The organism is Nocardia sp. NPDC088792, assembly GCF_044750615.1.
Lineage (GTDB): Bacteria > Actinomycetota > Actinomycetes > Mycobacteriales > Mycobacteriaceae > Nocardia.
In genome coordinates this window covers 1,255,752-1,268,680 of sequence record NZ_JBIVKC010000001.1, presented here as the reverse complement: position 1 = coordinate 1,268,680, position 12,929 = coordinate 1,255,752, and the positions used below count along the sequence as shown (strand labels likewise).

Here is a 12,929-nt window from a genome sequence, read left to right as displayed (position 1 = left end):
GCGTTCGGCGGTGGAGCTTGATCGTCGGACGTCATGGCGGCCACTTTATTCAGTTCTGACAGAATCGCACCATGCGCGTATACCTGGGTGCCGACCATGCCGGCTTCGAACTGAAGAACACTGTTAAGGCCCACCTGGAGGGCCAGGGCCACGAGGTCGTCGACTGCGGCGCACTGGAGTACGACGCCCAGGACGACTACCCGGCCTTCTGCATCGAGGCCGCCCGCCGCACCGTCGCCGACCCGGGTTCGCTGGGCTTCGTCTTCGGTGGTTCCGGCAATGGTGAGCAGATCGCCGCCAACAAGGTGCCCGGCGCCCGCTGCGCCCTCGGCTGGAGCGTGGAGACCGCGCAGCTCGCCCGGCAGCACAACAACGCGCAGCTGCTCGGCATCGGCGGCCGCATGCACACTCCCGATGACGCGCTCGCGATCGTGGACGCCTTCGTCACCACCCCGTGGTCGAACGAGGAGCGCCACCAGCGCCGCATCGACATCCTCGCCGAGTACGAGAAGACCGGCATCCCGCCGGCCCTCCCCAACTGACCTGTGCCGGAAGGCCATACGCTGCACCGCCTGGCGAAACAGCACCACAAGCGTTTCGCCGGCGGTCAGGTCCGAGTCTCCAGCCCGCAGGGCCGCTTCGCCGACGACGCGGCCCTGATCGACGGGCAGACCCTGCTGCGCGCCGACGCCTGGGGCAAACACCTGCTGCACCACTACGATTCGGGTGTCGTCCTGCACGTCCACCTGGGCCTGTACGGCAAATTCACCGAATCCCCGCTGCCCCTGGGCGAACCGGTGGGCGAGGTGCGCATGCGCCTGATCGGTGCGGGCCGCTCCGATGAGTTCTACGGCATCGACCTGCGCGGCCCCGCCGCCTGCGAGGTGCTCCTCGAACCCGAAGTCGACGCTCTCACAGCCCGTCTGGGTCCCGATCCACTGCGCCGCGACGCCGACCCGGACAAGGCCTGGGATCGCATCCACCGTTCCCAGCGCCCGATCGGCGCCCTGCTCATGGATCAGAAGGTCCTGGCCGGCGTGGGAAACGTGTACCGAGCGGAAATCCTTTTCCGCCACGGCATCTCGCCGCATCGCCCCGGAAAATCGTTGAGCCGCACCGAATGGGACGCCATGTGGGCGGACCTGATCGAGCTCATGAAGGTCGGCGTCCGCCGCGGCAAGATGCATGTGGTGCGCCGCGAACACGATCACGGCGCCCCGTCCTACGCCGCCGACCGCCCCCGCACCTATGTGTACCGCCGCGTCGGGGAACCCTGCCGCTTGTGCGGCGCCACCGTCCTCCACACCGTGATGGATGCCCGGAACCTGTTCTGGTGCCCCGACTGTCAGGCGCGTTGAAACAACCCCGCTGAAACACCCAGGGCGGCGGATGACGTGATCGTCATTCGCCGCCCTGCGGGGTACCGGAGGTCAGTAGTCGATGCGGTCGGTCTTGGCCAGCCAGGCATCGAACGGTGCGGTGCGGTTCGGCAGGTCCAGGTGCTCGATCGTGGTCGGCCAGACTTCGTCGGGCTTCTTCTCGAACAGTTCGTAGAACTTGCGGTCGTCGAAACCGGCTACCGCGGCGTCGTGGCGATCGGCGGCGAAGACGATGCGGTCGACGCGGGCCCACAGGGCCGAGGACAGGCACATCGGGCACGGTTCGCACGAGGTGATCAGGATGCAGCCCTCGAGCGAGAAGGTGCCGAGCTGCTGACAGGCGTCGCGCATGGCGTTCACTTCGGCGTGGGCCGTGGGGTCCAGGTTCGTGGTGACCTTGTTGTGGGCGATCGCGACGATCTCGCCGTCCTTGGCGACCAGCGCCCCGAAGGGACCGCCGCCATTCGCCACATTGTCGGTGGCAAATTTGATCGCCTCGTCCAGCCAGGCGCGTTCCAGCTCCTGAAGGCTTGTTTCTTGGGCGTGTGCGGTCACGGTCACTCCTTGATCCCTTACTACGTGTGTGATGAATTACACCGAAAACCGGAGGCCGCTATCTAGGGCGGTAAGCATGAAAACGTTCGCGGGCGGAGACCGGGTTTTCGTAGACACTCACAAAGGCGGTAACAACCTCGGCCGAAGCCCGTAACAAGATCAGCGCAGCGCACCGGGTGCGCGGACGTTTCCGGGAGCCGTTCCGTTTGTGCGATGAACCTATTCGCTCACGGGTCCCCGATCGGTTTGTCATAGGTTCATGCAAACTATGCCTGGCCTGCGTACATCGGCTTGACCGCGGGGTCCGCCGCGACGTAGTTTCGAGGTCACCGACTTGTGAGCTGTTGGAAGGAGGCGACGTCGGATGTCGATTATTTCCGACCTGCGTCACCTCGCTCACCGGTCTGCGTGGGTTCCGGGTCGTGTCGCGCACGGCTGCTGAGTAGCCCCTTCTCGGTTCTTTCCGATCTCTTTCACCGCTTCCGGCACGTCGCTGCGTGCTGCCTGCGCTCCGGGTACCCGGGCTGCGCCACCGAAAAAAGAAAGCACTCGAAATGTCGATCAGGTTCACGACCGCGCACCGAAATGAGGATGTGCCATGGTAGACGCGCGGATTACGGTCAATGGGAAGGTCCAACCGCTCTCCCCGGCCGCACCCCACACGACGGTCCTGGACTTCCTGCGTGATCGTGGCCTGACCGGGAGCAAGGAAGGCTGCGCCGAGGGCGAATGCGGCGCCTGCTCGGTGCTGGTGGCGCGGCCCGGCGTGAACCGGCCCACCGACTGGGTGGCGGTCAATGCCTGCCTGGTGCCGGCGGCCGCGCTCGACGGTCAGGAGATCGTCACCGCCGAGGGTCTCGGCAATCTCGACGCCACGGGCGTGCCCACCGAGCTGCACCCGGTGCAGCAGGAGATGGCGGTGCGCGGTGGTTCGCAATGTGGTTACTGCACACCGGGATTCATTTGCAGCATGGCTTCCGAGTACTACCGTCCCGGGCGCTGCGGTGCCGCGCCGGCTGCGGAGGCCGAGGTCGAGGCGCACGGTCACGAGGATGATCATGAGCACGGCCCGAACGGGTTCGACCTGCACTCGCTGAGCGGAAACCTGTGCCGCTGTACGGGATACCGCCCGATCCGGGACGCCGCGTTCGCGCTCGGTGCGCCGAGCGAGGAGGATCCGCTGGCGCAGCGTCGTGACGAGCCCGCGCCCGCGCCGGTCGCCACCGAGTACTCCCGGGACGATCGCACCTTCCGGCGTCCGGAAACCCTGGCCGAAGCGGTGCAGCTGCTCCGCGACGTGCCCGGTGCGGTGCTGGTCGCCGGCTCCACCGACTGGGGTGTGGAAGTGAATATCCGTGCCCGGCGGGCGGATTACGTCATCGCCATCGATCGGCTCCCCGAATTGCGTTCGCTGCGGGTCGAGTCCGACTACATCGAGGTCGGGGCAGCCGTGCCGCTGACCGAGATCGAGCGCCGCCTCGACGGCAGTGTGCCGCTGCTGGCGCAGCTGTTCCCGCAGTTCGCATCCCGGCTGATTCGTAACAACGCCACCTTCGGCGGCAACCTGGGTACCGGTTCGCCGATCGGTGACAGCCCGCCGGCGCTGCTCGCGCTGGGTGCGTCGGTGGTGCTCGCCTCCGCCGACGGTGAGCGGGTCGTCGAGCTGGCCGACTACTTCACCGGTTACCGGCAGAGTGTGCGGCGCGCGGACGAGCTGATCCAGGCCGTGCGCATTCCGCTGCCGCTGGCCCCGGTGACCGCGTTCCACAAGATCGCCAAGCGCCGCTTCGACGATATTTCCAGTGTGGCAGTCGCTTTCGCGCTGGATATCGAGGACGGCCTCGTCCGGTCCGCGCGGATCGGTCTGGGTGGTGTGGCCGCCACCCCGATCCGCGCCCGCGACACCGAGGCCGCGCTGGTCGGTAAGGCCTGGTCGGCCGAGGTCGTCGAGGCTGCCGCCGCGGTGCTGCAGTCCGAGGGCACGCCGATGAGCGATCACCGGGCCAGCGCCGCGTACCGCGCCGCGATGCTCGGTCAGAGCCTGAAGAAGCTGTACGCGCAAACCACCGAGGCGGTGCTGTCATGAGCGAGCTTGCGAGCGAATCGAAAACACAGCGTCCCTGGCTCTTGACGGAGCCGAGCTTCAGCGAGGTGGAGTCATGAGCCATCTGTCCGAACGCCCCGAGAAGCCGGTAGTCGGCGTACCGATGCCGCACGAGAGTGCGTCCCTGCATGTCACGGGGACCGCGCTCTACACCGACGACCTGGTGTATCGCACCAAGGATGTGCTGCACGCCTTCCCGGTGCAGGTCATGAAGGCGCACGGCCGGGTCGTCGAATTGCGCACCGAGGCCGCGCTCGCCGTGCCCGGCGTGGTGCGGGTACTCACCATCAAGGACGTGCCCGGCGTCAACGACGCGGGCATGAAGCACGACGAGCCGCTGTTCCCCGAAGAGATCATGTTCCACGGCCACGCGGTGGCGTGGGTGCTGGGCGACACCCTGGAAGCGGCCCGGCAGGGTGCGGCGGCCGTCGAGGTGGAGCTCGAGGAACTGCCCTCGACGATCACGGTGCGCGAGGCGATCGAGGCCGAGAGCTTCCACGGCGCCCGGCCCACCATGATCCGCGGCGATATCGAAGCGGGTTTCGCCAACTCCGCGCACATCTTCACCGGCGAGTTCGAGTTCAAGGGCCAGGAGCACTTCTACCTCGAAACCCATTGCGCGCTGGCGCAGGTCGACGAGGCCGGGCAGGTGTTCATCCAGAGCAGCACCCAGCATCCCTCCGAGACCCAGGAAATCGTCGCGCACGTGCTCGGTTTGCACAGTCACGAAGTGACCGTGCAGTGCCTGCGCATGGGCGGCGGTTTCGGCGGTAAGGAAATGCAGCCGCACGGGTTCGCGGCCATCGCCGCGCTCGGCGCCAAGCTGACGGGCCGGCCGGTGCGGTTGCGGCTCAACCGGACTCAGGACCTGACCATGTCCGGGAAGCGGCACGGCTTCCACTCCAGCTGGAAGATCGGCTTCGACGCCGACGGCAGGATCCAGGCGCTGGACGCCACTTTGACCGCGGACGGCGGCTGGAGCCTGGACCTGTCCGAGCCGGTACTGGCTCGCGCGCTGTGCCACATCGACAACACCTACTGGATTCCCAACGCGCACGTGGCGGGACGCATCGCCAAGTGCAATACGGTGTCCAACACCGCGTTCCGTGGTTTCGGCGGCCCGCAGGGCATGATCGTGATCGAGGACATCATGGGCCGGTGCGCGCCCCTGCTGGGCCTGGATCCGGCCGAGCTGCGGGAACGCAACTTCTACGCGCCGAACCAGTCCACCCCGTACGGGCAGCCGGTCGAGCAGACCGACCGGATCGGCAAGATCTGGCATCAGGTGCAGGACGACGCCGACTGGGCCGAACGGCAGCGCGAGATCGCCTCCTTCAATGCCGTGCACCCGAACACCAAGCGCGCCTTGGCGATCACCAATATCAAGTTCGGTATCTCGTTCAACCTCACCGCCTTCAACCAGGGCGGTTCACTGGTGCTGATCTACAAGGACGGTTCCGTCCTGATCAACCACGGCGGCACCGAAATGGGTCAGGGCCTGCACACCAAGATGATGCAGGTCGCCGCCACCACCCTCGGTATCCCGCTGCACAAGGTGCGGCTGGCGCCGACGCGAACCGACAAGGTGCCCAACACTTCCGCCACCGCGGCCAGCTCCGGCGCGGACCTGAACGGTGGCGCGATCAAGAACGCGTGCGAGCAGTTGCGCAAGCGGCTGGTCCAGGTCGCGGCGACGCAGCTGGGCGGGAGCGCCTCGGATGTGCGCATCGTCGAGGGTGTCGCCCGGGTGCTGGGCAGTGACAAGGAACTGGACTGGGACACCCTGGTGCACACCGCGTACATGCAGCGGGTGCAGTTGTCGGCCTCCGGCTACTACCGGACCGAGGGCCTGCACTGGGATGCCAAGGGCTTCCAGGGCTCACCGTTCAAGTACTTCGCGTACGGCGCCGCGGCCACCGAGGTCGAGGTCGACGGCTTCACCGGCGGCTACAAGATCCGGCGCGTGGACATCGTGCACGATGTCGGCGACAGCCTCTCGCCGCTGATCGACATCGGTCAGGTCGAGGGCGGATTCGTGCAGGGCGCGGGCTGGCTCACGCTGGAGGATCTGCGCTGGGACACCAGCGACGGCCCCAACCGCGGCCGGTTCCTGACCCAGGCGGCCAGCACCTACAAGCTGCCCAGCTTCTCGGAGATGCCCGCCGAATTCAATGTCACGCTGCTGCAGGACGCCACCGAAGAGGGCGCGGTCTACGGCTCCAAGGCCGTCGGCGAACCGCCGCTGATGCTGGCCTTCTCGGTGCGTGAGGCGCTGCGGCAGGCCGCCGCCGCGTTCGGGCCGAGCGGGGTCAGTGTGGATCTGGGTTCGCCCGCGACACCGGAAGCGGTGTACTGGGCGATCCAGGAAGCCCGCAAGGGCGACGCTGCTTCGAACGGTCACACCCTGCATGCCACCAACCGTCACGCCCGCAACGGCAACGGCCACAACGGAAATGGCAATGGCAGCAACGGCAATGGCAAGAATGGTAATGGTACGAACGGGCACGCCGGCAACGGCAAGGACCGGACCGACGCAAGCACCTTGAGCCGTGTCTGACATGACGTGGGTGGCCGCGGTCTCGCGGTTACGAGCACGCCGGGAACCCGGCGTGCTGGTGACCGTCGCGACCGTACGCGGCCACGCACCCCGTAAGGCCGGCGCCAAACTCGTTGTGGGGCAGACCGAGACCTGGGGCTCGATCGGCGGCGGCAATATCGAGGCCGTCGCCATCGATCGGGCGCGCGAACTGATCGGCCAGGCCGATCCGGAGACCGAACTCATGGAGTTCGCGCTCAATGACAAGGTCACCAACCGGCACGGCGTGCAGTGCTGCGGCGGCGCGGTCACCGTGCTGCTGGAACCGCTGCCGGTGGTGCCCGCGGTGGCCTTGTTCGGGGTCGGGCACGTCGGGCTGGAACTGGCCCGAATCCTGGCCCGCCACAACCTCGATCTGCATCTCATCGACACCCGCCCCGAGCAGCTCACCGAGGAACGGCTCGGCGTGCTCGCGGATTCGGTGGCGCAGCTCCACGTGCATCACACACTGCTGCTGCCGGAAGAAGTGCTGGCGGAGTTGCCGCGCGGCACCCATGTGCTGATCATGACGCACGATCACGCCGAGGACGCCGCGCTCTGCGATACCGCCTTGCGCACAGCCGATCTCGGCTCGATCGGCCTGATCGGCTCGGCGGCCAAATGGTCGCGGTTCCGGCAGCGCCTGGCGAACGAGGGCGGGCACGACGCCGCCACCATCGATCGGATCAAGACCCCGATCGGACTGCCGGAGATCACCGGCAAGGAACCCGCAACCATCGCCGTGAGCGTGGCGGCGGACCTGCTGCTGACCTTCGAACGGGAACGGCAGCAAGCGGTTCCGGCGGTGGCTCCCGCGGTCACCATACTCTCCGCCAGCTGACAGCCGTAACTCCGATAGCCCTGAATGCCCCTGAGGCGCCGCACTGATCAGTGCGGCGCTCAATGCTGTCCGGAGGGTCTCCGGCCGGTCTGTCAGCCCGTGAGACCCACGCGAGAACGCAGCCGGAGCAATTGCCAGAGCCCGACCGCGAGCAGGGCCGCGGTGGCGATGATGTACACGTCACCCAGCGCGTGCTCCCACCAGGACCAGTGCAGCTCGCGATGGTCGCCATTGGGCACCAGGCCCGGTCCGATCAGGAACACCGCGGCGAACGCGGCGATGGCGATCACGGGACCGCGCCCGGGATGGGTGGTCGCCCACGCGATCGCGGTCACCAGTGCGGGCGCCACCCACACCCAGTGGTGCGTCCACGACACCGGCGAAATCAGCAGCAGCACTGCCGCGTTCACGAGCAGCGCCGTGACCGACAGGATGGTGACCGGCGGCGTGACGGCGCCGGCGAGCGCGGCGGTCTTTCGTTCGAGGGTGACCAAGTGATGCATCAGCACCGCGCCGGCGCAGCCGAAGACCAGGCCGACCCCGAGCCAGACCATCGTGGTCGCGGAATGCGGTACGCCGAGCCGGAACACCATGCCCTTGATGGACTGGTTACCGACATAGTCGGGCGAGCCGATGCGGTTGGTGTCGATCACGGCGTGGAACCAGTAGTCGCGCGATTCCCGTGGGAACACCAGGAATCCGGCCGCCACCACCGCCGCCGCGGTCGCCGCCGAGGTGGCCGCGGCCTTCCAGTCCTTGCGGATGAGGAAGTACAGCACGAAGGCCGCCGGGGTCAGTTTGGTGACCGCCGCGAGGCCGATGAGCACGCCGCGCGGCCAGCGCGGCTTCACGGTCAGGCAGTCGAGGGCGACCGCGGCCATCAGGACCAGATTGATCTGCCCGAACCACAGTGTGGTCCGGACGGGTTCGATGGCGAGCATGGCGACCACCGTGGTGGTGGTCAGCGTCACCCGGGTGCGCAGTTCCAGGTCCGGCCGGACGCGGGACAGCACCAGCCCGATCGTCACCGCCAGACAGCCCAGCGAGGTCGCCGTCACCATGAACTCCGCCAGCCACAGCGGCACCACCGCCAGCGGGATCATCAGCACCGCCGCCGACGGCGGATAGGTGAACGGCAGATCGGTGTGATTCGCCACCCGCAGCGTCGGCCCGTAGAGCGTTTCGTGGTGCAGCCAGGCTCGGGTGTCGACCCGATAGACCTGCAGGTCGAGGAAGCCGTGCAGCGCCGAGAAGATCGCCGTGAACGCCACCGCGAGCAGAATTCCGAGCACAATCGGGATGCGGGGAAGGTATCGCTTTTCGTCTGTTTTCGTCTTGCGCAGCAAGCTTCGCTGCCCCGCCCGGATCGTGATCATCGAGACAGACACTAACCTTTCTGCCTTGCCCGAGAGTAGTCCGGATTGCGTTGGGGGAGTGGCCTGTCGATGACAGGCCGGGTGTCGGTTGTCGCGTCCCGGCCACCCCAGTGCGCCAACCGGCCTCCCGGCGTGGCGAACCAGGTTGTGTAGAAGACGAATACGACCGCCGCCGGCGCTCCCAGCACCGCGAATCCGGCGAGCACCGGGTACTCCGACATGGTGACCGGCAGGAAGCGGTAGGACAGCAGCAGCCCCGAGAACACCAGGACGCCCAGCGACACGATCCGCACCCGGTAGAGGTCCCAGCCCCGATCCGGGTCACGCAGCGCCGATTCCACCGTCAGGCACAGCACTATGCCGGCCACCAGGTCGCAGCCGTAGTGGTAGCCGAAGCCCAGCGTCGCCAGCAGCGTGCACACGAACCAGAACGCGCCCGCCCAGCGCAGCCACCGCGGCCCGATCCGGGAGTGGATGAACAGTGAGGTCGCCCAGGCGGCGTGCATCGACGGCATGCAGTTGCGGGCGGTCTCCGAATCGAACAGCATCGGCTCCGGATTCGCCGTCAAGGCGGGTAGCACGTGCGGCCAGTCGCCGATCTGCAATCCGTGTCCCAGCGGGCCGTAGGCGAAGACCGGGCCGACCACGGGGAACAGCACGTAGCCGAGCGGGCCGATCACGCCGAGCACGAGGAAGGTGCGCAACAGGCTGTGCCGCGGCCACGGAGTGGTGGTCACATTGCGCAGTTGCCAGACCGCGACCACCATCGCCGCGACCGGTAGCTGGACGTAAACCACATGCAGGATGTGTGAGGGGATCGGGCCGACCGCATCGAGCAATCGGCCGACGAGCCAGGCCGGTTCGCCCAACGCGTGGTCGGCGAGCTGGACATATTGGTCGAGTACGCGTGGCCCGGCAATGATGCTGACCAGTAGCCAGGTGTCGGCGAGCTTCGAAGCCATGATCAACAGGACGCCGAATGCGATGGCATGCAAGGCCGTTCGCCGCCGCTGCCCCCGCCAGCGGAAGGCCACCACGGTCAAGGCGGTGAGAGCCAGCGTCGGCCCGGTGCCGATGGACACATGCCAGCCGCACAACGCCTGTAGCCCCAGGGTCAGCAGATCGAGCACGGCCGCCGCGCTCAGGCTGACGATGCGGGCGCGCATCGGGACGCCGATGCAGGCCAGCCCCAGCCCCGCCCAGGACACGGCCGCCGATTGCGGGTTCGCCAGATAGTCGTCGAGGAGGCTGCGCAGCGGTCCGATGACGCCGTGCCAGCTGGCCCACGCCTGCGCGATCGCGAGCAGCACCACGGCCCCGAGCACTCCCGCGGCCGGTAGCGCACGCGAAACGGTCCCGCCGCCGGACAACGACGAGCCGGAAACGTTCATCTCGTGGTCGACCAGCACTGTAAATCGATAACACAAGATAAACGGAGGCACAACTTCCGGTTACCGTTTGGTGTGTCGAGTATCACTCACGCAAACGGCGGGGAAACCCCGGTGAAACAGAACGGCCCGGAGCTGAGCTCCGGGCCGTTGCGGTCTGTGCGCCCGAATCGGTTCGGGCCGTGGGTGGCTGGGGATTTCTCGGCGAATGATGGTCGGGGTGACAGGATTTGAACCTGCGACCCTCCGCTCCCAAAGCGGATGCGCTACCAAGCTGCGCTACACCCCGTTACGCGTCCGGTTGCCCGGCCGCTCCCCGTAGAACGGGAAGAGAGCGGGCGACGGGAATCGAACCCGCACCATCAGCTTGGAAGGCTGAGGTTCTACCATTGAACTACGCCCGCAGTCACCGCATCGGCCGGTCGGGAGTGCCGATCAGCGGATGTGTTGTGCGTTGAGCACTGTACCGAACCTCACTCGTGTAATGCCAATCCGGACTTGTTCGTGCACGTCGGAGCCGGTCGGGTGAGTTCTCCGGCGAGTCGCGGAAAACATGCCGAAATAGGGTGTAACACCGCCGTCACCTCAGCGATCTCACCTTCGTCGCCATTCGCGAGACAACGGGAACCTGTTCTGAATCAGGGGTTTTCGAAGTCGGGTGGCTTGCTAGGATCCTTTTTGTCCGGACGGGGGTATCTGGAAAGGGGGCGGTGAGCATGCACCAGAGGTGTGGGCGACCGCGAAGTAGTGAGTTCGATCCGAAGGGCGTGACCGGCGAAGCGGCCGGTCCGAGCATTTCGTACGCAGGGTGAGCCGCATGCCCATCCGACTCGACACTCGAACCACCGCGATCGTCGCGGCCACCATTCGAGAATGGGTGCGGGCAGTGCACCCCGGCGCGGGTTCCGGCGCCGAACCTGCCATACCGCTACAGGAACTGGAACGAGTCTTCGCGCAGATCATCGATGAGCTGCTGGAACTGGCGGGCTGCGAGCCCTTTCCGGTCCCGGCGGCCCGCACCATCGGGCATCGGCTGGCCGAAGCGCCGTTCGACCGGACCCGCATGCTCGCGCCCGCCAGCCGCGCGCTGCTCGGGCTCGCGCCCGGCGAACCCGGTTCGCTGATCGCCACCCGCTGGCCGTTCATAGCCAGCCAGGCCATCGACAGCTATGCCGAGGCGCTGCAACAGCGGGCGCTGATCCAGCAGGAACGCAGTCTCACCGAGAAGGTGTCGGTGCGGGTGCAGGAGATCGCGGCGCTGCAGACGCGATTGCGGCACGAGGCCACCCACGACGCGCTCACCGACCTGGCCAACCGGTCGCTGTTGCAGGAACGGGTGCGGATGATGGCCACCGATCCGGCGCGCGGCGTCGGATTGCTGCTCATCGACCTCGACGATTTCAAGGCCATCAACGACGGGTACGGGCACACCGTCGGCGACGAGGTGCTGGTCACCATCGCCCAGCGGCTGCGCGCGGTGTGCCCGCCGGAGACGGTGATCGGGCGTTACGGCGGCGACGAATTCGTGGTCGCCCTGCCCGCGCGCCGGAACAGTCTCGGTGAGCTGGCCATGCGGGTGCTGGCGGCCCTGTGCGAGCCGGTGCCCACGGCCTCCGGGCCGGTGCCGGCCTCGGCGTCGGTCGGCACGTCCTTCTGCCCGCCGGGCCGGGAGTGTGATTTCTCCGATCTGCTGCGCAGCGCCGATCGGGCCATGTATTCGGCGAAAACCGCCGGCAAACGAGGGTTCGCGGTCTCGGAACTGGATGCTGAGGAGGCAGATCCAGCTGGGCCGCGTTCCCGCTACGCGGCCGTGGCCGGCTGATCGGGCAACGCGAGCGCTCAGCGCGTAGCAAAGGGCAGGCAAATACTGCCGCGTAGGGTGGATGGCGTGACTACGGTAGTCGTGCTGCTCATTGTGATGGTGCTCGTCCTGCTGGGAGTGCTCGCGGTCAACCGCGCCCAACGCTCCCGGGCCGGCAATCAACTCGCCGACGCGAAAGCCGATGCGCGCCGGGTCATCGAACGGCTGGGCGGTCAGGTCTACAACCTCACCGGCACCGACGATGCCTCGAAGCAGGCGCTGGCCGACGCGGGGGAGCGGTTCAATGCCGCCGGCTCGCAGATCGAACAGGCCACCACGGCCGCGCAGGCCCGGCTCGCGAAAGAGACCGCGCTGGAAGGGCTCTACTACGTGAGCGCCGCGCGGACCGCCATGGGCATGGATCCCGGCCCGGCCGTCCCGGAGCTCGACGGGCAGCGCAGCGCGGGCCGCGTGACCGAAGACCGGTCGATCGACTACGACGGCCGCCGGATCGAGGCCTCGCCCGATCCCTCCCCCGCCACACCCAACTACTACCCCGGCGGCCGGGTCGCCGGTCGGCCCGTCCCCGCCGGTTGGTACTCCGAGCCGTGGTGGAAGACCGCCCTTGTCGCCGGCGCCTGGGGCGTCGGCTCGGCCCTGCTCTTCAACTCCCTCTTCAGCGGCATGTCCGGCGTCGGCTACGACGCCGCCGGCTTCGAAAGCGGTTACGGCGACGGCTATCAGGACGGCCTCGCCGCCGCCGACGGTGGCTTCGGCGGCGACCAAGGCGGATTCGACCAGGGCGGCTACGACCCGGGCTACCAGGACGCCGGCTACGACCCCGGATACGACATGGGCGGCAGCGACTTCGGCGATTTCGGTGGCGGCGGCTTCGACGGCGACTTCTGAC

Annotated in this window: 10 protein-coding genes and 2 tRNA genes; 7 read left to right on the top strand and 5 right to left on the bottom strand. The window is 67.5% G+C overall.

The annotated features are described in order from the left end of the window. Window positions 1–71: 71 nt before the first annotated feature. Together ACIP5Y_RS06190 and ACIP5Y_RS06185 are read left to right on the top strand one after the other, a co-directional pair. Window positions 72–542, top strand: coding sequence for a ribose-5-phosphate isomerase (locus ACIP5Y_RS06190; RefSeq protein ID WP_397003615.1), 471 nt, complete (start codon window positions 72–74; stop codon window positions 540–542). Between the two features lie 3 nt (window positions 543–545). Next, window positions 546–1,358, top strand: a complete 813-nt coding sequence (locus tag ACIP5Y_RS06185; RefSeq protein WP_400348038.1) for an Fpg/Nei family DNA glycosylase — start codon at window positions 546–548, stop codon at window positions 1,356–1,358. A 72-nt stretch (window positions 1,359–1,430) separates the two neighbouring features. On the opposite strand, the gene ACIP5Y_RS06180 is transcribed toward ACIP5Y_RS06185, so the two are convergent. Beyond that, complete coding sequence (locus ACIP5Y_RS06180) at window positions 1,431–1,934, bottom strand: nucleoside deaminase (RefSeq protein ID WP_400348036.1); 504 nt, start codon at window positions 1,932–1,934, stop codon at window positions 1,431–1,433. Window positions 1,935–2,532: 598 nt separating this feature from the next. On the opposite strand from ACIP5Y_RS06180, the gene ACIP5Y_RS06175 reads away from it, so the two are divergent. The 3 genes from ACIP5Y_RS06175 to xdhC all read left to right on the top strand — a co-directional run bounded on the left by ACIP5Y_RS06175 (window position 2,533) and on the right by xdhC (window position 7,454). Then, complete coding sequence (locus tag ACIP5Y_RS06175; protein WP_400348034.1) at window positions 2,533–4,020, top strand: xanthine dehydrogenase small subunit; 1,488 nt, start codon at window positions 2,533–2,535, stop codon at window positions 4,018–4,020. A 73-nt stretch (window positions 4,021–4,093) separates the two neighbouring features. After that, complete coding sequence (xdhB, locus tag ACIP5Y_RS06170; protein ID WP_400348032.1) at window positions 4,094–6,595, top strand: xanthine dehydrogenase molybdopterin binding subunit; 2,502 nt, start codon at window positions 4,094–4,096, stop codon at window positions 6,593–6,595. Window position 6,596: 1 nt separating this feature from the next. After that, on the top strand, window positions 6,597–7,454 hold the full coding sequence (gene xdhC / locus ACIP5Y_RS06165) for a xanthine dehydrogenase accessory protein XdhC (RefSeq protein WP_400349163.1): 858 nt from the start codon (window positions 6,597–6,599) through the stop codon (window positions 7,452–7,454). Between the two features lie 92 nt (window positions 7,455–7,546). Here xdhC and ACIP5Y_RS06160 read toward each other — a convergent pair whose 3' ends face one another. From ACIP5Y_RS06160 to ACIP5Y_RS06145, 4 genes are all read right to left on the bottom strand, one after another. Further along, window positions 7,547–8,830 carry a glycosyltransferase family 87 protein gene (locus ACIP5Y_RS06160; protein WP_400348030.1) on the bottom strand — a complete coding sequence of 428 codons (1,284 nt, stop codon included), beginning with the start codon at window positions 8,828–8,830 and terminating at the stop codon, window positions 7,547–7,549. Between the two features lie 11 nt (window positions 8,831–8,841). Continuing rightward, window positions 8,842–10,221 (bottom strand): phosphatase PAP2 family protein, encoded by a 1,380-nt coding sequence (locus ACIP5Y_RS06155; RefSeq protein ID WP_400349161.1) that lies wholly within the window; start codon window positions 10,219–10,221, stop codon window positions 8,842–8,844. 209 nt (window positions 10,222–10,430) lie between these two features. Further along, a tRNA-Pro gene (locus ACIP5Y_RS06150) sits at window positions 10,431–10,507 on the bottom strand. A 44-nt stretch (window positions 10,508–10,551) separates the two neighbouring features. Continuing rightward, window positions 10,552–10,622, bottom strand: a tRNA-Gly gene (locus ACIP5Y_RS06145). A gap of 413 nt (window positions 10,623–11,035) precedes the next feature. On the opposite strand from ACIP5Y_RS06145, the gene ACIP5Y_RS06140 reads away from it, so the two are divergent. Beyond that, entirely contained in the window at window positions 11,036–12,040 is a 1,005-nt protein-coding gene (locus ACIP5Y_RS06140; RefSeq protein ID WP_400348028.1) for a diguanylate cyclase domain-containing protein, read from the top strand. 66 nt (window positions 12,041–12,106) lie between these two features. After that, window positions 12,107–12,928, top strand: coding sequence for a DUF1542 domain-containing protein (locus ACIP5Y_RS06135; protein WP_400348026.1), 822 nt, complete (start codon window positions 12,107–12,109; stop codon window positions 12,926–12,928). Window position 12,929: the final 1 nt, after the last annotated feature.